This window comes from Agrilactobacillus composti DSM 18527 = JCM 14202 (assembly GCF_001436375.1).
Lineage (GTDB): Bacteria > Bacillota > Bacilli > Lactobacillales > Lactobacillaceae > Agrilactobacillus > Agrilactobacillus composti.
The window spans coordinates 14688-36355 of record NZ_AZGA01000018.1 but is presented as its reverse complement, the minus strand read 5'-3'; the positions used below and the strand labels follow the sequence as shown (position 1 = coordinate 36355).

The following is a 21668-nucleotide window of genomic DNA, read 5'->3' as shown; positions in this document are numbered from 1 at the left end:
TCCTGCTGGAAGTATATTGCATTCTCAAGGTTGCCAGTGTACCATTAATATGGAACAAATGTTCAAATGTGCTGGGAGGTTTTGTTTTGAAACAAGCAGTTTTTGTTATGATGAATCACTACGCAGATTATGAGGGCTGTTATTTAACCAGTTACCTGAATCAAACCGACCAGTGGCTCGTCAAAACGGCCTCAATCGCCCCTGAAGTGACTTCTTTAGGCGGCCTGCAGACGACCGTGGACTACCAACTGGCTGACATCCCCCAAGATGCTGATTTATTAGTTTTGATTGGCGGTAAATCTTGGGCTTTGGAAAATCAGACCCTCAAATCCCTACTTACCAAGCGCTTAAACCAGCATCAACCCGTCGCAGCCATTTGCGGTGCCGTGGATTACCTAGCCAGAAACGGCTTGTTGACCGGCTATCGCCACACCGGCAATGCCCAATATTTGTGGCAACAAGACTCAGCTTATACAAATCCAGCCGATTTTGTAGCCACCCAAGCAGTGGCTGACCGCAACCTGGTCACCGCCAATGGCACCGCTGCACTACCTTTTACCAACTTGGTTTTGAAAATGGTGCACTTCTTGCCTGACCAAGGGGTGGACAAGGCAACGGCGCTATATTCGTTGGGCTTTTATAAGTATTGCCAGCAATATGGCAATCCGTTTGCCTAGAATTATTCTTTTAATAAAAAAATAAATAAACGCTGGAAGAATGCCGCAAAACGGTTATACTACCGTTTTGTCGCACGCCGCCAGCGTTTTTGTCTTTCCAAGCTTCATGCCTAGGGCAATTTGAAAATAATCAATCAACTTTATGGTCATAAGTAAACCAAATAATAATCCCACCAGCCAGAACCAATCCAATTAGCGCCCGCATATTTGCCACCAACCAAGCCGCAACAAGGCCCACAATCAGTACAAATACCGTAGCCAGCACAATCAGCCGCACCACTTGAGGGCTAAAGGATCTGCCCCGATTATAAGCCAAGAAAATAACCATCGCGCCAGTTAAGATAAACAACAGCGCCGTTTTGGCATCCCCCACCACCAGCGAAGCGACGATACCCGCTAAAAATAACACACCGGCCGTTGTAGCATTCAGCTTACGATTCTGCCGAAATTTGGTAAATCCGCTAAGAATCTTGTTCAGGATTGTCATAGCTATCCCTCCAAACTTTGTGTTAATCTCACAATTGAAAATAGATCAACCCATGTTCAAAAATCAGCCTTGTGCTGACCGTAACGTAAATACCGATTTCCTGTCAATTACTATTCGTCTTATAATAGTATCATCTATCGTGAACTACTCGTCCTTGAAAGGACGAGCTTCTGGGAACACCACTCGCTTGCTCGGCAATGGTACTCAGCCGAGTAGAGGCCATGGCTTTTAACCGCGGGCACTCGTTCCAGACCCGTTGCCGTTTTAGGCAGATTGTTTAAGACCTTTGCTTAAGATGTTTTGGGCAGCGTTGACATCCCGGTCTAAGTGGGCACCGCAATTAGGGCAATCCCATTCCCGCACTTTCAGCCATTGCCCCTTGCTCAGGCCCAACCGATGGTTGCGGGCATGACAGACGGCACATTCCTGGCTGGTGTAGGCTGGCGGCACCAGAATAAGTTGCTTTCCGTACCAGGCACATTTGTACTGGATCATGGTGACCAGTTTGCCCCAGCTGGCGTTGCTGATGGCGCGGGCAAGCTTGTGGTTTTTAAGCAAGCCCTTAACGTTCAGGTCTTCCAAGACGATCAAATCATACGCCCGAACTAGCCACGTCGTATATTTTTGCAGCTGATCCGCCCGTTGGTTGGCGATGTGGGCTTTGATGGCAGCTACTTTGCGCCGGGCTTTTTGGTAATTGGCAAAATCTGCCAGGGTACGGACATTGCCGGGATGCTCATGTTTGTCCCGGGCAATTGCTTTTTTCGCACCAATTCGGCGTCGAGCCATTTTCTTCTCCCACTCGTGCAGCTGCTTGCTCAGTCGTTTATCATAGCGGAAGAGTGGTTCGATCTGACCATCGGATAGGTTGAGCAGCGCCTTCAAGCCCAAGTCGCCGCCAACTACTTTTCCAGTCTTTGGGAGTGTTTGGTTCTCGCACTCGCATAGCACGGCGACATAGTATTGACCGGCTGCGTTCTGGCGCAATGTCAGCTGCTTGACTTTACCCGCAGGTAGGCGTCCGGCTCTAAAATAGACGACGCCCATGCGCGGGACCTGTAAGTGATGATCGTCCAGAATCTTGATATTACCATTCACCGCATTGCTGGTGGCACTTTGGGCCCAGCGCCGGACCTTCTTTTTAGGCATTTGGTTTTGATGCTTGAACCAGCGCGTAAAGCCGTCATGCAGGTCGCGGGTCGCATTGATGAGCATGGTGGCGTCCACTTCCCGCAGCCAAGGAGTCTCTGCCTTGAGTCGGGTAAGCAGATAATTCAGTGCAAAGTTGTTGAGATACCATTGTTTTGGTAAGTTCTCACGGCGCGCCAAGAGCATCATCAGCATCTGGTTCCAAACCCAGCGGGTGTGCCCGAAGGCCCGCGCCAAATAGTCCTGTTGCTGCTGATTAGGATAGATTCGAAGTTTGAATGCTTTCAACACCATGCGGTGCACCTCATTCCGGTAACTGCTTTTCTTTCTCACGCTGATCGTCAATATACTTGGCAACTGCATCCTGATTCGTTGTTCCGATTGATTCCGCAAAATAGCCTGGTGACCATAGATGACGATTTTTCACTTTCCAGTAACGCGACTTCAATTCGGGGAAGCGCAGGAACAATTGCCGAGCACTGATACCCTTAAGTACCCGCACGATATTCGTCACCGAAATTTTAGGCGGTGCCGTTACCAGCAAGTGGATGTGGTCATCTTGGCCGATCTCCATGTGGTCGATTTGAAAGTCGTAATCCTGAGCTATCCGCATCAGTATTTCCTTTAGGGCGGTCTCGATGTTCCCTTTCAGCACCTTATTGCGATATTTTGTGCCCCAGATAATGTGATAGTTGAGATTGTAGACCGAGGTTCGACCATGCGTTAATGGATTAACACTTTTATTCATAGGCATATTATAGCATACAAATAAGTACCATAGGTGCCTATTGCTTAGCGATTCATCACGGCCTTGAAAGACTGTGTTTCCTCGCTTTTATTCAAAAATCAAACAGCTAATCAGCTTTGACTGATATTTATAGGTCAGCGCTAAGATAACAACGTTAACTGCCATAAATAGTCCTAGATATATACCAGTGATGATATTCTTTTTGATCATTTGTTATCCGTCCTCCCCAATTAACTGTGAGATTTACTAGTTTGTTACAGCCGCCATATTAAGCAGTCCCTTTCAAATAGGTGGCACACCCAGCCAAAAAACTTATCAAAACTACTAATATCATTGCTTTAAAATCATGTCTAAGCAAGCCTGTAATGACACCCGACAGCGCAATGGCCAAGATAGCCACCAGCACCCAGGCCACATCTCGTTTTGTTAAAGCTTGATGCCGGATAAATTCCGTAAACATAAATAATGCCTCTGTTACTATAAAGCCCAAAGCAGACTGGGGGTTATGGACAATTGTGGATCCAATGGCGCCGATTAAGATAACGACGCCGGCAATTAATAAGCGCAAGTCAATGACATTTTTCATCAATATTCAATTCCAATCTAAGTTAGTGGGGTAGTTTCTATATCGTGCATTGATTCAGAAGAATGGCAGCATTAAAATTCTCAGCCCAACCAACCTTATTATGCCTTGGCAATATGATAACCCACTTTTCCAGCCAGCGGGAAACTTTGTCCTGAACGCTGGAAAAATGACCGTAAACGCGGTTTTTCTTCAAAATAGCCCGCAATTTTCCACAGCATCCGGATCAACAACCCAAAAAACCAGCCAAAATCAGAACTTGATTTTGGCTGGTTCATTTAAAAATTCAAAGTTTATTCTGCTTTCATTTTCCTAGTAATCCTAGTGTTTCTATGGGCTATCTGCCCACTTTCGAATAAAGCCTACAAGTCTACCTGTTCAAACCGCTTTAGGCTTCGGTGGCGGGTCCCAAAGAAACTGGCCACAAAGACCACTAACCCCACCAGTAAAAAAGGCAACTGGCGCCATAGGTCTTGGGGCTGGACTGAATTGACCCAAGCAAAGCCTGGTAAATGGGGGAGGGTTTCCATGACCCCTAAAACCAGTAGGGCGGCCAAGGTGCCCCAAAAATAAGGCCAGCCGATTTTCGTACCGGTTTTAAAGAAGCCGGTCAAAAAGATAAAGTCAAACAAGGCTAGAGCCAATAGTCCAAACCCAAAGTAAGTCACATTGGCGTTGAGGGCGATGGGATTGTTTTGAATATATAGTGTCCGCAGGCAGGCCCAGGGAATAGTTAGCAGTAACATCCCCGTTTGAAACGTAAAGGTATACAGCACTTTCCCCCAAACCACGCCGTTTTTACCCCCAGGCAAGAGGGCGGTGTACAAAATATCTTGGGTTTGTTTGGCGTAGACCAAATCTAGGGTTGGGGCTAACATGGCAAAAAAGAAGATGACACTGTAGGGATAAGTGGGCACTAGGACCAAGGCCCCCAGCCAGAGGAAGAACCAGGTGGTGGGATGGGCGGCTAGGGCGTACTCTTTAATCAGGAATGGCATCAACTAACACCTGCCTTTCAATTTTTAGCATGATCTCATCAAAACTCAGGGGGTCAGTAGCTTTGAGGCCAAATTGTTGTTTGAAGTGAGCGCTGAAAGCGGCTTTGGGCGCGGTATACAGCAATTTGCCATCATGGATATAGGTAATGGTATCCGCCACGGCGGCCAGATCCGTGGTGATATGGGTGGAAAATAAAATGCTGTGTTGGCCGTCTGCCACATAGTGTTGCAACACCTGGCCAATGGCCTGCCGGGAAACCGGGTCAATGCCGCTGGTGGGTTCGTCTAAAATCAAGACGGGGGCGTGGTGGCTCATAGCCACGGCCAATTGGTATTTGATCTGCATCCCCGTTGACAGGGTTTTGACCCGCTGGTGGTCATCCAGCTTAAAGAAATCCAGGTAATAACGGTACTGGGCCGCATCCCAGGTGGGGTAAAACCGCCGCGTTATTGCAGTAATGGTGGCTAGGCGCTTTTCCGGGTAATAAACCGTCTCCCCCAGCATGACTGCCAAATTGTCAGTAGCGGCGTTAACAATGGTGCCCTCGTCTGGAGTCACCAGGCCAGCAATACTTTTTAAGATGGTGGACTTGCCGGCGCCATTGACGCCGATCAAACCCATAATGGTCCCCGGGGCCAGGGCAAAGGAAATATCAGTTAAATGGAATTTCGGGTAGTTTTTGGTCAGGTGTTCAACCACCAACAAGTTTTTATTGGTCATGGGAATCCGCCTTTCCTTGTTGCAGCATATGGCTATAGGCTGTCGCCTGGGCCAAAAAAGCATCACTTTTCACCAGCGCCAAGCCGGGCAGGGGACCGGCTTCATCCCCTAAGACCACCAGCTGATCACCTTTTTTCAATTTAAATAAGTCCCGGGCGGCTTTCGGGATCACCACTTGTCCCCGCTCGCCAATTTGGATGGTGCCAAAGAGGTGCTTGCCTTTAGGAGGGATGCCAACGCCGCTGGCGGCGGTGTCGTGGTTGATCAGCTCATCTAGCGCCACATCGTAAAACTTCGCCAGGGCGTCGGCGTGGATAATATCCGGGACGGATTGGCCGCTTTCCCATTTGGCAATGGATTGCCGGGTGACCCCAGCCCCTTCAGCGACTTGTTCCAAGGTGTACCCAAAATGGGCCCGTAAGTCGCGTAAATTGCCGGCAAATGGTGCTTGTTCTGACATAGCGAATACCTCCGTTTCTTCTGACTTCTCATACTCTTATGATACCTGCTCCCTAGGCAGGTACAACCAAGGGAGCTTACCATATTTGGTTAACAATAGTTACCTTAGCGCTAAATACCTTACCCAGAACCGATTAGCGCCATTTTTAAATTTCAACACAAAAAAACGCCAAGCCGAATTTAGACTTGACGTTGCCGCACATATTAATAAATTAAGACGCATCACTATTAATTTTAGCAATCTTACCTTGTTGGATATACACGCTCAAAATGCCGATATCCGCCGGATTGACGCCGCTGATGCGGCTGGCTTGGGCCAGGGTTTCCGGTTGAATTTTTTGCAATTTCTGCCGGGCTTCTGTAGCCAGGCCACTGATGGCGTCATAATCGATGCGATCAGGGATCTTTTTAGCTTCCATGCGCTTCAAGCGACTGATCTGGGCTTCTTCTTTACGAATATAGCCTTCATACTTCACTTGAATTTCAACCTGTTCAATCACCCGGGCATCTAAGGGTTCTGGGGCCGGGCCCACAAAACTAATGAGGTCAGCGTAGTTAACTTCTGGCCGCTTCAAGAAATCAATGGCTAACACGCCATCCTTCAAGGGGGCCACATTTTTAGCTGCCAAGAAATCTTGAACTGCTGGGGTAGGTTTGACCCGCACGGTGTTTAAGCGGTCTAATTCACTTTCAATGGCCGCTTTTTTAGCCAGGAACTTTTGGTAACGGGCGTCAGAAATCAAACCCAGTTCATGGCCCAAGGGGGTCAACCGTAAATCGGCGTTATCATGGCGCAACAACAGGCGGTATTCGGCCCGACTGGTCAACAGTCGGTAAGGTTCGTTGGTGCCTTTGGTCACCAAATCGTCGATCATAACGCCGATATACGCATCGCTACGCTTTAAAATCAGCGGGTCTTTGCCGGTGATCCGCAACACCGCATTGATGCCAGCCACGATACCTTGGCCCGCAGCTTCTTCATAACCGGAGGTGCCATTCATTTGGCCAGCGGTATAAAGATTGGCGATGACTTTGGTTTCCAAAGTGGCTTTTAACTGCCAAGGTTCGATGATGTCATATTCAATGGCATAACCCGGCCGCATCATTTCCGCATGTTCTAAGCCGGCGATGGAATGGATCATCTTTTGTTGGACTTCTTCAGGCATGGAGGTGGAGAAATCACCCACGTAATATTCTTCCGTGTCCCGACCTTCTGGTTCCAAGAAAAGTTGGTGTCTTGGTTTATCGGCAAAGCGGACGATCTTATCTTCAATAGATGGGCAGTAACGGGGCCCAACGCCTTTAATGACGCCGGAAAACATCGGGGCCCGGTCTAAATTATCCCGAATGATTTGATGGGTCGTCGCATTGGTATAAGTCATCCAGCAGGATAATTGGTCCTTTAAATAAGCTGAATCCGGGGTTTCAAAGCTAAAGGCATTGGGTGTGGTATCCCCAGGCTGTTCTTCAGTTTTACTATAATCGATGGTATTGCCGTCAACTCGAGGCGGGGTACCGGTTTTGAAGCGCCGAAGTTTAAAGCCGAGGGTTTCTAGATTTTCAGATAACTTGATGGAAGGAATGGAGTTATTGGGACCAGAGGAGTACATTAATTCCCCAATGATGATCTTGCCCCTAGAAGCGGTGCCCGCCGTGAGGACCACGGCTTTGGCCAAATAACGGGCCCCGGTATTGGTAACAATCCCCCGACAGGTGCCGTCTTCAACCACCAAAGCGTCGGCGATACCTTGCCGCAGGGTCAAGTTAGGTTCATTTTCCAAAGTATCCTTCATGGTCCGATGATATTGGGCTTTATCAGCTTGGGCCCGCAGTGCGCGCACCGCGGGGCCTTTGCCGGTATTCAACATGCGCATTTGAATATAAGTGGCATCAATGTTTTTACCCATTTGGCCCCCCAGGGCGTCAATTTCCCGGACCACAGTGCCCTTGGCTGGGCCGCCCAAAGATGGGTTACACGGCATAAAGGCCACCATGTCCAAATTAATGGTCAATAACAGGGTTTTTTGTCCCATGCGGGCTGCGGCTAAGGCAGCTTCACAACCGGCGTGTCCGGCACCAACAACGATGACGTCGTAGGACTTTGAATCATATGTTTTCATTAATTAAATTGTCTCCTTTATTTGCCTAAGCAGAATTGACTGAATAATTGGGTGATCAACTCATCCGGGGCACTGTCACCGGTGATCTCACCCAGTTTATCCCAACAAGCGGTCATATCGATCTGTACCAGATCAACAGGCATTTGGGCATCAATACCCTTGACCACGTCTTGCAGGGATTGTTGGGCTTGGCGTAATAGGCCAATTTGCCGGGCGTTGGTGACCATCACCGTATTTTGGTTGGTCTCAATGCCCGCAAAGAATAACTTGCTGATGTGGGCTTCTAATTTGCTGGTCCCAGCCTGTTTGAGAATAGAAATGGTAATAGGTTCTTCATCGGCCTGTAAATAGGGTTGCAGGGCGATCGGGTCCAATTTTTTAGGCAAATCCGTCTTATTCAACAAGATGATGCGTTTTTTACCTTGGGTCAAGTCTAATAATTCCTGGTCTTCCGGAGCTAGGGCTTCACTTTGGTCCAACACCAGTAAAATCAATTCCGCACTGGCTAGGGCTTTACGGGAACGGTCCACCCCGATTTTTTCCACTTTATCTTCCGTATGGTGGATCCCGGCGGTGTCGATGAGCTTCAAGGGCACGCCATTGACATTGACGTATTCTTCAATGACATCACGAGTCGTCCCGGCTACATCAGTGACGATGGCCTTGTCTTCATGGAGCAAATAGTTCAATAAGCTGGATTTGCCCACATTTGGCCGGCCGATAATGGCGGTGGCTAAGCCATCCCGCAAAACTTTCCCCTGTTGGGCGGTCTTTAACAAGTTGTCGATCTGGGCACTCACCGTTTTGGCCTTTTCCAACAACATTTTAGTGGTCAATTCATCTTCATCGTACTCAGGATAGTCAATACCCACTTCAACTTGGGCTAAGACTTGGAGAATTTCTTGGCGCAGGTTTTGGATCAGGGTGGCTAAATTACCATCCAGCTGATTCACGGCCACTTGCATGGCTTTATCGGTCTTGGCCCGGATCAGATCCATGACAGATTCGGCTTGGGTCAAGTCGATGCGGCCATTTAAGAAGGCCCGCTTGGTGAATTCCCCCGGTTCCGCTGCCCGGGCTCCATAGGCCAGCATCAGCTGCAAAATGCGATTGGTGGCCAGTAAGCCGCCGTGACAGTTAACTTCCACCACGTCTTCTCTGGTAAAGGTCTTAGGGGCCTTATAAACCGCCACCATGACCTCGTCTATCACATCCCCATCGGCCGGATCGATGATATGGCCATAGTGCACCGTATGACTGGGAACTTGTGTTAAATCTTTGCCTTTAAATAATTCGTTGGCCACGGCCACACTATTTTCTCCGGATAGGCGCACGATGGAAATCGCACCCTCACCAATTGGCGTGGAAATAGCAGCGATCGTATCATATTCCGTAATGGTATTGCCCATGAAAAAACCTCCTGTTTGAATTCTAATCCAATAAAAAAAGTGCCAAAGTCCCCATCCTTAACTCAAATTAAAGACGGGGACCAAGCACTTTGACTGCTCGTTCATATTTAGCTGTTTACAATATACAAAGTTTTAACGGGTTTGTCAAAATTTTGTGACGCTGCTAGGGGAAATAATCACATACCGGTGGGGTTCTTTGCCCTCAGAGGTGGTATCCACGTGATTATTATTGGCCAGCTGCTGGTGGATCACCTTCCGTTCAAAAGAAGGCATGTCATCTAATAAATAGGGTTTGCCAGTGGCAATGACTTCCCGGGCAGCCCGGTCAGCCAAGTGTTTCAACGTATCTTCCCGGCGTTGCCGGTAGTTGCCCACGTTCAACACAATGCGCAATTTCCCCCGGCCAAAATGATTGAAATAGGTTTGGGCCAAGTATTGCAGGGAATTGATGGTGCGGCCGTGCTTGCCAATGACCAGGCCCTCTTTATTGGTGTCTAGTTGATAGACCACTTCATTACGGGCGTGGGCTACTTTAACTTGCACCGGGGTCTCTAAGGTGGCGCAGATAGACGTAATATAGGCTTCTAAGTCTTTTAAGACCTTTTTATTATCGGCCTTGCGACTTGGCCGCTGCTGTTGGCCTTGCTTGGCTCCAGAAGCTTTTTTAGCCTTAGGCGCCGGTTTAGCCGTAGCCTTAGGTGTTTTTTGTTTCGTTTCAGGATCAGCTTTATCAGCCTGCGCCACTGCGTCTTCCCCGGCATTGCGAGGGGTGTCAGCGATGGGCTGGGGTTTTTGATCTTTTGGTTTTTCCAGGCTCACCGGCTTTGGGGTAGCATCGACTTGCACCACCGCTGGTTTGCGGCCAAACCCTAAAAACCCGCCTTTTTTACCCTCGTCTAAGACCACGACAGTGACCTCTTCACGGGATAACTTTAAGGCCTTTAAGCCTTTTTCAATACTCTGTTGGACGGTCCGTCCTTCAAAAGTTGGCATAATAGCCTCCTAACTCAATTGACCGCAAAGCTTAACGTTTACGGCGATAAGCCTTCTTGCGGGCTTTTTGTAGTGCTTTTGCTTTGTCTTTGACGGCTTGCTCTTTAGCTTCCCGTTCACGAATGATTTTATAAGGATTTTGCAACAACATGGTCTGCCCAACTTGAAAAGCGTTAGAGATAACCCAGTACAAGGTGATGGCCGACGCGAAGTTGATAGAGGTGATCAAGATAATGATCGGCATCCCAAAGGTCATGATCCGAGTCGTGGTATTTTGTTCTGGTTGCGACAAACTAGATAGATAAGACGTTGCAAATGTGAATAGTGCTGCCAGAATCGGCATGATGTAGTATGGATCTTTAGCCCCCAACTGCATCCATAAGAAGCTCCCTTCACTGAGTAATTTCGTTCTAGAAATCGCCTGGAACAAAGCATACATAAATGGCAGCTGGATCACTAACGGTAAACAGCCCATGATGGGATTGACCCCAGCTTCGGACATTAATTTTTGCGTTTCAGTTTGTAATTTACGTTGTGTGTCTGCATCTTTAGCCGAATACTTCTTCTTCAATGCATTCATTTCTGGTTGCAGATCCATTTGTTTGCGCATGCTCTTCATCTGGAAGTGATTCAATGGCAACAAAATGATCCGGATGATCAAGGTGAACACGATAATGGCCCAACCATAACTGCCGTTGAAGACTTGCGACAACCAAATGATAAACCGTGAGAAATTGTAAACAACATAACGATCCCAAACGCCAGTACTATTGGCATTGACCGGGGTATTCAAGTTCGTACACCCGGCTAACACAACCACCAAGAGCGCCAAACTCACAAATAATAATAAACGCTTAACTTGTCGTTTCTTCAAATGCTTTCCCTCATCATTTTCTTGATTTGATGTATGTCTTACTTACTGGCTGTTTCAAAGTCCTTGGCTAACAGCCCTGCTAACTTAAGTACGTGGATCAAATTTCGCTTGGTCTCAAAGAAATCCAAGCGATTGCTGGGCTTTCTGGCAATGACCAAAAAGTCCACATCCTGTTTTAAATCAGGTTTTAATTCCAACAAGCTTTGACGAATATAGCGCTTGATGCGGTTACGCATCACGGCCGTGTGGCCAATCTTTTTCCCAACTGAAATACCCACACGGAAATGCTTTTGATCAGGTACATCCAAGCGATAGATCACAAAACTGCGATTCGCCACTGATTCGCCTTGTTTAAAGGCCTTTTGGAATTCCGCTTCCTTTTTGACCCGATACGATTTACGCATAATTATCCTTATCCTAACTTAATTTCCGTATAAATAGGAAATAACTACAAAAGCTTAATAAAAAAATGAAATAAAAAAACCACTGAATCATCAGTGGCCTTATGCAGACAATACTTTTCTGCCCTTTGCACGGCGTCTAGCTAATACCTTACGGCCGTTCTTAGTACTCATACGTTTTTTGAAACCATGGACACGTTCACGATGACGTTTCTTAGGTTGATAAGTCCGTTTTGTTGTCAAACTTAACACCTCCTTAATACGGTGGAATTTGATTTAATTTAGTCAATAAAGTACACCGTTAAATACAATCACTTAGATATAATATCATACTTTCAGATGAACGCAAATAAAATTTTGGAAAAAGGGCCGATTTTTTATCCACATTTGGCCCACAGCCCTGGGTATATAAAAAAATATTATAAGACTGATTTCGAGTCTTCCACAAGGTTATCCAAAAGTTATCCACAAACAAACACCTGTGGATAACACCAATCCACAGGTTGTGTTTTTGCTTGTTCATAACTCGTGAACCCCCGGTGGGTACTAGCTTTGAATCCACTTTTATTTTGTGGATAACTCGAATTTTTAACAGAAACGCACATTATGCACAGGTGCTTAATTTTAGAAATTCACTGGCTGTTGATACGAAAAAATCTTATGAACAATCCTGTGGAAAACTTTTTTTAGAAATGCTAAACTATTCAAGTACTCAAAATGCATGGGGCAACATTTCTTTTTATAAAAAAACAAAAACTTTGGAAGGGGGAGTTTATGTGCCAAACTTGGATGAGATCTGGGATTATCTCAAGGAACAATTTCAAACGCAATTTACGCGCATCGGCTATCAAACTTGGATCGACTCCGCTAAGCCGCTTTCGCTAACGGCCAATACCTTAACAATTGAAGTCCCATCACAATTACATAAGGAATATTGGGAGAAAAACATTTTAACCAAAATCGTGGAAAATTTGTACGCCCACTTTGGCGTTGAGGTCAACCCGGTCTTAACAGTAGCCGGAACAGGCGCTGATACCCCACAAGAACCGGCTGCACCGACAAAAACCAAGCGCAGCAATCAGGTTTCTGAGGCTGAAGAGCGGGACTTTTTAACCAATTCCCATTTGAATAGCAAATATACTTTTGAGACCTTTGTCACGGGGACCGGCAACCAAATGGCCCACGCCGCAGCTTTAGTGGTCTCAGAAGAACCCGGGGTTTTGTACAACCCGCTATTCTTGTACGGGGGCGTTGGCTTAGGCAAGACCCACTTGATGCAAGCCATCGGTCATCAATTGCTCAGTAATAAACCAGATACCAAGGTCAAATATGTGACCAGTGAAACCTTCACCAACGACTTGGTCAATTCCATTCAGACCAATACCCAAGAACGTTTTCGCCGGGAATACCGCAGCGTTGACCTTTTAATGGTAGATGATGTGCAATTTTTCGCCGATAAAGAAGCCACCCAAGAAGAATTCTTCCATACCTTCAATGACCTATATGAAGATAAAAAGCAGATCGTTTTGACTTCTGATCGCTTACCAAACGAAATCCCCAAATTACAAGATCGGCTAGTTTCCCGCTTTAAATGGGGCTTATCCGTGGATATTACCCCACCGGATCTGGAAACTAGAATCGCGATTTTGCGCAACAAAGCCGATGCTGAAAATTTGGACATCCCCGATGACACTTTGAGTTACATCGCCGGGCAAATTGATTCCAACGTCCGGGAATTAGAAGGGGCCTTGATTCGTGTCCAAGCTTATGCCACTATGAAACATGCGCCCATTGCCACTAGTTTGGCAGCGGATGCCTTGAAGAGCTTGAAGCTAAACGACGCCACCAACGGCTTATCCATCGTGAAGATCCAAGAAACCGTGGCGAAGTACTATCATATTACCGTCAGCGAGATCAAGGGTAAAAAGCGCATCAAAAATATCGTGGTTCCCCGCCAAATCGCCATGTACCTGGCCAGAGAGCTCACGGATGCGTCGTTGCCAAAAATTGGCATCGAGTTTGGCGGCAAGGATCACACCACCGTGATCCATGCCCATGAAAAGATCAGTCAAAGCATCACCGATGACCAGGATTTGAAGAATAATGTGGCGGAATTGAAAAATCTATTAAAACGCTAATGTGGATAACTGCCAGAGTTATTCTGGACTTATCCTTTTTTTATCCACATGTGGAAAACTTTAACAGCAATTCATAAACCAGCTTTTCCACAGAATTCACCGCTCTACTACTAGTACTACCTTATTAATTAATATATAAGTCACCAATACAATTGGGATTCAGGAGGAATTATGTCATGAAATTCAGTATCAATCGTTCTCGGTTTATTAAAACCTTAAATGACGTACAAAGAGCCATTGCTAGTAAGGCCACGATTCCAATTTTGACCGGTTTGAAAATGAGTCTTAGTGAAGAAGGCTTAACCTTGACGGGTAGTGATGCCGATATTTCCATCGAAGCCATGATCGCCAACGACGATCCCGATGCCCAGTTACAAATCAACGAAACTGGGGCCATCGTTTTACCAGCCCGTTTTTTTGGGGAAATCGTTAAAAAACTCCCGGAACAATTAATGACCATTGCCGTTAGCGATGGCTTTCAGACCACCATTACTTCTGGGGCCTCTTCTTTTAACATCAATGGTTTAGATGCCAATAGTTATCCCCGGCTGCCTGAAATCAGTGCGGAAGAAAAGCTCACCATTCCCGCTGATATCTTAAAACAAGTCATTTCCCAAACCGTCATTGCCGTCTCCAATCAGGAAAGCCGGCCCATCTTGACCGGGGTACATTTGACCGTCCATGATACTGAACTACTGGCCGTGGCCACCGATAGTCACCGGCTGTCCCAACGGAAATTGACCATTGAAAATCCCCATGATCTGGAATATGACGTGATCATTCCCGGGAAAAGTTTGACCGAGCTGGCCAAAATTATCACCGACGATTTAGAATCTGTCACCTTGCGGATCACGGAAAATCAAGTGCTCTTCACCGCCGGGGTCATCAAGTTTTACTCTCGCTTGTTGGAAGGCAGCTATCCGGATACGGAACGCCTGATCCCAACGGAATCCACCACCAATGTGGAATTTGAATCAGGCACATTGTTGGCCTCTGTGGAACGGGCTTCCCTGTTATCCCACGCCAGTCAAAACAACGTGGTGCGCTTGGTCTTCGAACCCGAAAATCAGCAAGCGACGATTTACAGTAACTCCCCAGAACTAGGGAACGTGCAAGAAGATTTGAAATTTGAAAGCTTAACCGGGGAGAAGTTAGATATTTCCTTTAACCCAGATTACATGAAAGATGCGTTGCGGTCCTTTGGCCAAACCAACATCAAAATGGCCTTCACCAGTGCCCTGCGACCTTTCACGTTAATTCCGTCAGAAGATGGGGCCAATTTCGTACAACTGATTACTCCAGTTCGAACATTTTAAGCCTTAAAATTTGGTATACCAACTTGCTAAAATCAGCATGATATCAAGGTATCAGCGTCTTGTTAATTGACGTTGGTACCTTTTTTGTTACCATCTGTTATAATACAGCAAATCATTGAACCAAATTGTTAAAAACCGCTTTTTTTCCCGTCTCAGTAGTTTTTCGCCCTTTTGAGTTAAAAGACACTAATTGGGGGTAAATGCGCTGATAGGGTGGTTTTTTTAGGAATAAGTTTGTCTTTTAAGATAAAAAAGTCTATAATAATAGGGAAAGATTACCGTTTTTATAGGGTTTTTAATTGTGAAAGCAAACCCAATCGTGCCTGGAGGTGATGCGCGTGTCGCAAAAAGTCATTGAAATCACAAAACCATATATCACACTGGCCCAAGCGCTTAAAGAAGAAGGCCTGATCAGCACCGGGGGTCAAGCCAAGTGGTTCTTACAAGAAAATGAAGTTTTGGTGAATCAAGAAGTTGACAATCGCCGGGGTCGAAAATTATATCCTGGGGACGTTTTTCAAGTGTTAGATCAAACTTTTGAAATTCAAAAGCAGGCTTAATATGTATTTGGCACATTTAGAATTAACTCATTTTCGTAATTACGATGCCCTGGCTTTAGATTTTGATAAGGGCATCAATATTTTTATCGGGGCGAATGCCCAAGGCAAAACCAATTTGCTGGAAGCTATTTATGCCCTAGCTTTGACCCGCAGTCACCGCACTTCTAATGACAAGGCTTTGATCGGCTGGCATCAGGATTTTGCCCGGTTGTCTGGCGACGTGATTCGCCGCACGGGCAAATTGCCTTTAGAGCTGATCATCAGCAAGCAAGGCAAGCGTGCCAAGGTGAATCATTTGGAACAGTCCAAACTATCCGCTTATCTGGGTCATTTTAACGTGGTGCTCTTTGCCCCGGAGGATTTAGAAATCGTCAAAGGGGCCCCCACCAATCGCCGCCATTTTATTGATATGGAGTTTGGCCAGATGAATGCCAATTACTTGTCTAATTTAAGTCAGTTCAAATTGGTGTTAAAACAGCGTAATGCCTATTTGCGTAAATTAAAGTACAAAGAGGCTAACGACTTGGTTTATCTGGAGGTCTTATCTGATCAATTAGCGGCTTTTGGGGCCAAAGTGATCCACTTGCGCTACGACTTGCTGGCGCAAATGGCCAAGTTTGCGGCGGTGATCCACGGGGAGATCACCAATCAGCGGGAAGTTTTAACTTTCAAATATCAGACGTTGGTTGCACCAAAAATACTTGCGGGTTCTGAAGAGCAGCTTTATCAGGCAATCAAGGGGATTTATCAAGACAATCAGAAACGAGAAGTTGAACAAGGAACGACTTTGTTTGGGCCACACCGTGATGATGTGGCATTTTTCGTCAACGATCAAAATGTACAATCCTTTGGTTCCCAAGGCCAACAGCGCACCACGGCCCTCAGCGTCAAATTAGCCGAGATCGACTTGATCCAAGCCCAAACTGGGGAATACCCCGTCTTACTTTTAGACGATGTGTTATCCGAGCTAGATGACGTGCGCCAGACCCACTTACTGAAGGCTTTTCAAGATAAAGTCCAGACTTTTCTAACCACCACCAGCATCGATAATGTGAAACAAGATATTATCAAGGCACCAAAGATTTTTAATATTGAAAACGGTCAAATCAAAGCATAGCAATGGAGGTAAATATATGTCAGAGGATCACGGTAAAGATTTTGAATTACCTGCTGAAGCTGAGGCGAAAGATGAAGAAGCAGAACACCCCATCTCTCAACAAGAAGCTGAAGCTAAAGAAGAACATTTGGAACAATTAGCCAAAGACTATGATGCCAGCCAAATTCAAGTCCTAGAGGGGCTAGAAGCCGTTCGTAAGCGGCCCGGGATGTATATCGGTTCCACCAGCGCCCAAGGGCTGCACCATTTGGTCTGGGAAATCATTGATAACGGGATCGATGAAGCCCTAGCAGGCTTTGCCGACGTGATCAATGTCACGGTTGAACCGGATAATTCGGTGACCGTTACTGATAATGGCCGGGGGATCCCTGTAGATATCCAAGAAAAAACCGGCCGGCCAGCTTTAGAGACCGTTTATACGATCTTGCACGCCGGGGGTAAATTCGGCGGCGGCGGCTACAAAGTTTCCGGGGGCCTGCACGGGGTAGGGGCTTCAGTGGTCAACGCCTTATCTGAAGAACTGGACGTGACGGTGTCTCGTGATGGCAAGCGCTATTACATGGACTTTAGCCGCGGCAAGGTCCATACCGAGATGAAAGTCATCGGGGATGCCCCAGAACATGAACATGGCACCAAAGTCCACTTCAAGCCAGATCCAGATATTTTCACAGAAACCATTGAATATGATGATCAGACGTTGACCACCCGGATTCGGGAATTGGCTTTCTTAAACAAAGGCTTGAAATTGACCTTCACGGATAAACGGGCAGCCACCCATGAATTATTAGAATTCCACTACGAGGGCGGCTTGAAGAGTTACGTGGAGTTTTTAAACGAAGACAAGGATGTTTTGTTCCCAGAACCCATTTATGTGGAGGGGGAACAAAAAGGTATCACGGTGGAAGTGGCCATACAATACACCACAGGCTACCGTAGCACGCTTTTGACCTTTGCTAATAATATCCATACCTACGAAGGCGGAACCCACGAGGCGGGCTTTAAAACGGCTTTAACGCGAGTCATTAATGACTATGCTAAAAGGACCGGCTTATTTAAAGATAATGACGACAATTTATCCGGGGAAGATGTCCGCGAAGGCATGACCGCTGTGGTCAGCATCAAACATCCTGATCCCCAGTTTGAAGGCCAGACTAAAACCAAGCTGGGCAACTCAGATGCCCGCAGCGTGACGGATCGGCTCTTCTCAGAGACTTTTAGTAAGTTCTTGATGGAAAACCCATCCACAGCTAGAGCGATCGTAGACAAGGGTTTATTGGCCGCTCGGGCCAGAGTCGCGGCCAAGCGGGCTCGGGAAGTTACCCGGAAGAAGTCAGGGTTAGAAATCAGCAATTTACCAGGTAAATTAGCTGATAATTCCAGTAAAGATCCCGAAATCTCAGAATTGTTCATCGTCGAAGGGGATTCCGCCGGCGGTTCGGCTAAGTCCGGCCGGTCTCGGTTGACCCAAGCGATTTTGCCCATTCGGGGTAAAATTTTGAATGTGGAAAAGGCCAGCATGGATAAAATCCTGGCCAACGAAGAAATTCGTTCCTTATTCACCGCCATGGGCACCGGTTTTGGCTCTGATTTTAACGTGGCCAAGGCCCGTTATCATAAATTGATCATCATGACCGATGCCGATGTGGATGGGGCCCATATTCGGACCTTGCTCTTGACCCTGTTTTATCGGTACATGCGGCCAATCGTGGATGCAGGCTATGTTTATATTGCCCAGCCACCGTTGTATCAAGTCCGCCAGGGTAAATTCCGAAAATATATTGATTCCGACGAAGAATTAAAAACCACCATGGCCCAATTGTCCGCCAGTCCTAAACCTGTGATCCAGCGTTACAAAGGGTTAGGGGAAATGGACGCTGAACAACTGTGGGATACCACCATGAATCCGGATAACCGGCGCCTGTTAAGGGTTGAAGTCTCCGATGCCGAAGAAGCCAACCAGGTTTTTGAAATGCTTATGGGGGATAAAGTCGAACCAAGACGGGAATTCATTGAAGATAACGCCACATTTGTAGACAATTTGGACGTTTAAGACCAATGTGAAGGGAGTAAACAAAATACATGGATAATGCACAGGATCGGCGCATCACCAATGTCAACTTATCTAAAACCATGCGCAGTTCTTTTCTAGATTACGCCATGAGTGTCATCGTTGCCCGGGCTTTACCGGACGTGCGTGACGGTCTAAAACCGGTGCATCGCCGGATTTTATATGGGATGAATGAATTGGGCGTAACCCCAGATAAGCCTTATAAGAAATCGGCCCGGATCGTGGGGGATGTCATGGGGAAGTATCACCCCCATGGGGATTCGGCGATTTATGAATCAATGGTGCGGATGGCCCAGGATTTTAGTTACCGTTATATGCTCGTAGACGGTCATGGTAACTTCGGTTCCGTGGACGGCGATGGCGCGGCAGCCATGCGTTATACCGAAGCTCGCATGAGCAAGATCGCCATGGAAATGTTACGGGATATCAATAAAGACACCATTGATTTCACTGACAACTACGATGGCTCTGAAAGAGAACCCACGGTGTTGCCAGCCCGCTTCCCAAACTTATTAGTTAACGGGGCAACCGGTATCGCTGTGGGGATGACCACGAATATCCCACCGCATAATTTATCAGAAGTTATTAAAGCGATTCACATTTTGATGGCTGATCCAGCGGCCACCATTGAAGATCTCATGGAGGCCGTGCCTGGCCCTGATTTCCCTACGGGCGCTATTGTCATGGGTAAATCCGGTATCCGCAAGGCTTATAAGACTGGTCGGGGCACCATCACCTTACGGGCTAAAGTAGATGTTTTGACCCAAAAGAATGGCAAAGAACGGATCATTGTCACAGAATTGCCTTATATGGTCAACAAGGCTAAATTGGTGGAAAGAATCGCTGAATTGGCTCGGGACAAGCGTTTGGATGGCATCACTGATTTAAACGATGAGTCTGACCGTGATGGGATGCGGATCGTGATCGATATCCGGCGGGATGTCAGTGCCACCGTTGTCTTGAATAACCTGTATAAATTGACATCGATGCAAACTACCTTTGGCTTTAACATGGTGGCTATCGTAGATGGGGCGCCGAAAGTTTTAAATCTCAAGCAGATTTTACAATATTACTTAAAGCACCAAGAATCCGTCATTCGCCGCAGAACCCAATTTGATCTGCGTAAAGCTGAAGCCCGGGCCCATATCCTAGAGGGCTTGCGGATTGCCTTGGATCATGTGGATGCCATCATCACCTTGATCCGTAATTCCCCAACAGGTGACGTAGCCAAAAATGAATTGATGAACCAATATCATTTAAGCGATAAACAGGCGCAAGCCATTTTGGATATGCGCTTTGTGCGCCTGACCGGTTTGGAACGCAATAAGATCGAGTCAGAATATAATGAACTGCAAGCCAATATCAGCGATTACAAAGATATTTTGGCCAAGCCAGAACGGATCAACCAAATCATCTATGAAGAATTATTGGAGATTCAAAAGAAATTTGGGGATGACCGGCGGACAGAACTCTTAGTGGGTGAAGTCTTAAGCATTGAAGACGAAGACTTGATCGAAGAAGAAGAGTCAGCCATCACCTTGACCCATAACGGTTACATCAAGCGGATGCCGTCCAGTGAATTTAAGACGCAAAACCGCGGTGGCCGCGGGATCCAGGGGATGGGCGTCCATGATGATGACTTCATCGAACACCTGGTGATCACCTCCACCCATGATACGGTGCTGTTCTTCACCAACCACGGGAAGGTCTATCGCTCCAAGGGGTATGAAATCCCCGAATACGGCCGAACTGCCAAGGGAATCCCAGTAATCAACTTGTTGGGTGTGGATTCCGATGAACGCATTCAAACCATGGTCCATATCCCCAAAGACGAAATGAATCGGGAACACTACCTGTTCTTCATCACCCGCCTAGGCGTGGTAAAACGCACGTTGGTTGGTGAATTCGACAACATTCGTAAGAGCGGCTTGCGGGCTGTGACCTTGCGGGATGAAGACGAATTGAGCAATGTCTTGTTGACCGACGGAACTGCCAACATTTTGATCGGGACCCACTTAGGCTACGCCGTTTCCTTTAGAGAAACGGATATCCGGGCCATGGGCCGTACTGCAGCCGGGGTCCGGGGCATTCGCCTGCGGGATAAGGATTACGTGGTGGGCAGTGATGTCTTGACCCCAGACAAAGATGTCTTTGTCATCTCTGAAAAGGGCTACGGCAAACGCACACCCGCCAAGGAATATCCAATCAAAGGCCGGGGCGGTAAAGGGATCAAGACCGCCAATATCACCAGTAAAAATGGGCCACTGGCCGGTGTCACTACGGTTAAAGGTAATGAGGACATCTTGTTGATGACCAATACCGGGGTCTTGATTCGCTTTGAAGCTGAGAATATTTCCACCACAGGTCGGGCTACCTTAGGGGTACGCTTGATTAGAGTGGATGACGATGCCCTAGTGTCAACCATGGCCAAGGTGGATCCAGAAGCTGAGAAGAAAGAAGAAGCCGAAGCAGCCGCTAAAACAGCAGCTGATACAACTGCAGAAGCTGGTCCAGTTGATCTGGATCAAGATCATCCAGAAGTCGACGAACTCTTAAATCGGGCCCAAGCTGATGACGAGTCAACTGATGACCAGACGGACGACGACAACCAAGATGATCCGAATGATTCTGATTCTGAATAAATGAAATAATGTGACACAATTAAAAATTGGTTCGACGTAATCTAGAATATGACATAACGAAGTCAGCATTTTAGGTTGGGTCAACCAATTTTTTTTGAAATAAAATTGTATTCTAGTTTCGATTATGGTAGCATAGTTATTTGTGAGTTACCGCCAATTTGGCGGGCCGATGGAAGTCGGTGCTCCTTGCTACCTAGAGATACTAGGC

The 21668-nt window shown here is 46.8% G+C and carries 21 protein-coding genes; 7 read left to right on the top strand and 14 right to left on the bottom strand.

What is annotated here, in order from left to right:
* The first annotated feature begins 86 nt into the window (after positions 1 to 86).
* Positions 87 to 677, top strand: a complete 591-nt coding sequence (locus FC83_RS05125; RefSeq protein WP_035451854.1) for a DJ-1/PfpI family protein — start codon at positions 87 to 89, stop codon at positions 675 to 677.
* A gap of 130 nt (positions 678 to 807) precedes the next feature.
* Here FC83_RS05125 and FC83_RS05120 read toward each other — a convergent pair whose 3' ends face one another.
* The 14 genes from FC83_RS05120 to rpmH form a co-directional block, all read right to left on the bottom strand.
* Complete coding sequence (locus FC83_RS05120) at positions 808 to 1164, bottom strand: hypothetical protein (RefSeq protein ID WP_035451855.1); 357 nt, start codon at positions 1162 to 1164, stop codon at positions 808 to 810.
* 264 nt (positions 1165 to 1428) lie between these two features.
* Positions 1429 to 2607, bottom strand: a complete 1179-nt coding sequence (locus FC83_RS05115; RefSeq protein WP_057002473.1) for an RNA-guided endonuclease TnpB family protein — start codon at positions 2605 to 2607, stop codon at positions 1429 to 1431.
* A gap of 10 nt (positions 2608 to 2617) precedes the next feature.
* On the bottom strand, positions 2618 to 3061 hold the full coding sequence (gene tnpA / locus FC83_RS05110; RefSeq protein ID WP_035451893.1) for an IS200/IS605 family transposase: 444 nt from the start codon (positions 3059 to 3061) through the stop codon (positions 2618 to 2620).
* A 268-nt stretch (positions 3062 to 3329) separates the two neighbouring features.
* Positions 3330 to 3647: a hypothetical protein gene (locus tag FC83_RS05105; protein WP_035451856.1), complete on the bottom strand. Its 318-nt coding sequence runs from the start codon at positions 3645 to 3647 to the stop codon at positions 3330 to 3332.
* 98 nt (positions 3648 to 3745) lie between these two features.
* Entirely contained in the window at positions 3746 to 3922 is a 177-nt protein-coding gene (locus FC83_RS17020; protein WP_156405566.1) for a hypothetical protein, read from the bottom strand.
* Between the two features lie 84 nt (positions 3923 to 4006).
* The gene (locus FC83_RS05100; protein WP_035451857.1) at positions 4007 to 4642 is read right to left on the bottom strand and encodes an ABC-2 transporter permease; all 636 of its coding nucleotides are present in this window, start codon (positions 4640 to 4642) and stop codon (positions 4007 to 4009) included.
* Entirely contained in the window at positions 4626 to 5363 is a 738-nt protein-coding gene (locus FC83_RS05095) for an ABC transporter ATP-binding protein (RefSeq protein ID WP_035451858.1), read from the bottom strand. The genes FC83_RS05100 and FC83_RS05095 overlap by 17 nt, the downstream gene beginning before the upstream one ends.
* The gene (locus FC83_RS05090; protein ID WP_057002472.1) at positions 5353 to 5823 is read right to left on the bottom strand and encodes a helix-turn-helix domain-containing protein; all 471 of its coding nucleotides are present in this window, start codon (positions 5821 to 5823) and stop codon (positions 5353 to 5355) included. Before FC83_RS05090 ends, FC83_RS05095 begins: the two co-directional genes overlap by 11 nt.
* Positions 5824 to 6034: 211 nt before the next feature.
* Positions 6035 to 7942 (bottom strand): tRNA uridine-5-carboxymethylaminomethyl(34) synthesis enzyme MnmG, encoded by a 1908-nt coding sequence (gene mnmG / locus FC83_RS05085; protein WP_057002471.1) that lies wholly within the window; start codon positions 7940 to 7942, stop codon positions 6035 to 6037.
* 17 nt (positions 7943 to 7959) lie between these two features.
* On the bottom strand, positions 7960 to 9351 hold the full coding sequence (gene mnmE / locus FC83_RS05080) for a tRNA uridine-5-carboxymethylaminomethyl(34) synthesis GTPase MnmE (protein WP_035451859.1): 1392 nt from the start codon (positions 9349 to 9351) through the stop codon (positions 7960 to 7962).
* A 144-nt stretch (positions 9352 to 9495) separates the two neighbouring features.
* Positions 9496 to 10344: an RNA-binding cell elongation regulator Jag/EloR gene (gene jag, locus FC83_RS05075; RefSeq protein ID WP_057002470.1), complete on the bottom strand. Its 849-nt coding sequence runs from the start codon at positions 10342 to 10344 to the stop codon at positions 9496 to 9498.
* Positions 10345 to 10375: 31 nt separating this feature from the next.
* Complete coding sequence (yidC, locus tag FC83_RS05070; RefSeq protein ID WP_035451861.1) at positions 10376 to 11218, bottom strand: membrane protein insertase YidC; 843 nt, start codon at positions 11216 to 11218, stop codon at positions 10376 to 10378.
* Positions 11219 to 11256: 38 nt separating this feature from the next.
* Positions 11257 to 11622 (bottom strand): ribonuclease P protein component, encoded by a 366-nt coding sequence (gene rnpA, locus FC83_RS05065; RefSeq protein WP_035451862.1) that lies wholly within the window; start codon positions 11620 to 11622, stop codon positions 11257 to 11259.
* A 99-nt stretch (positions 11623 to 11721) separates the two neighbouring features.
* On the bottom strand, positions 11722 to 11862 hold the full coding sequence (rpmH, locus tag FC83_RS16850) for a 50S ribosomal protein L34 (RefSeq protein WP_081763026.1): 141 nt from the start codon (positions 11860 to 11862) through the stop codon (positions 11722 to 11724).
* Between the two features lie 533 nt (positions 11863 to 12395).
* On the opposite strand from rpmH, the gene dnaA reads away from it, so the two are divergent.
* The 6 genes from dnaA (at position 12396) to gyrA (ending at position 21460) form a co-directional block, all read left to right on the top strand.
* Positions 12396 to 13757, top strand: a complete 1362-nt coding sequence (gene dnaA, locus FC83_RS05060) for a chromosomal replication initiator protein DnaA (protein ID WP_035451896.1) — start codon at positions 12396 to 12398, stop codon at positions 13755 to 13757.
* 176 nt (positions 13758 to 13933) lie between these two features.
* Positions 13934 to 15073, top strand: a complete 1140-nt coding sequence (gene dnaN / locus FC83_RS05055; protein WP_057002469.1) for a DNA polymerase III subunit beta — start codon at positions 13934 to 13936, stop codon at positions 15071 to 15073.
* 338 nt (positions 15074 to 15411) lie between these two features.
* Positions 15412 to 15633: a S4 domain-containing protein YaaA gene (gene yaaA / locus FC83_RS05050; protein WP_420805621.1), complete on the top strand. Its 222-nt coding sequence runs from the start codon at positions 15412 to 15414 to the stop codon at positions 15631 to 15633.
* 1 nt (position 15634) lies between these two features.
* Complete coding sequence (gene recF / locus FC83_RS05045; protein WP_035451864.1) at positions 15635 to 16750, top strand: DNA replication/repair protein RecF; 1116 nt, start codon at positions 15635 to 15637, stop codon at positions 16748 to 16750.
* Between the two features lie 16 nt (positions 16751 to 16766).
* A complete protein-coding gene (gene gyrB, locus FC83_RS05040; protein ID WP_082622564.1) occupies positions 16767 to 18800 on the top strand; it encodes a DNA topoisomerase (ATP-hydrolyzing) subunit B in 2034 nt (677 codons plus the stop codon).
* Positions 18801 to 18829: 29 nt separating this feature from the next.
* On the top strand, positions 18830 to 21460 hold the full coding sequence (gene gyrA, locus FC83_RS05035; RefSeq protein WP_057002468.1) for a DNA gyrase subunit A: 2631 nt from the start codon (positions 18830 to 18832) through the stop codon (positions 21458 to 21460).
* Positions 21461 to 21668: the final 208 nt, after the last annotated feature.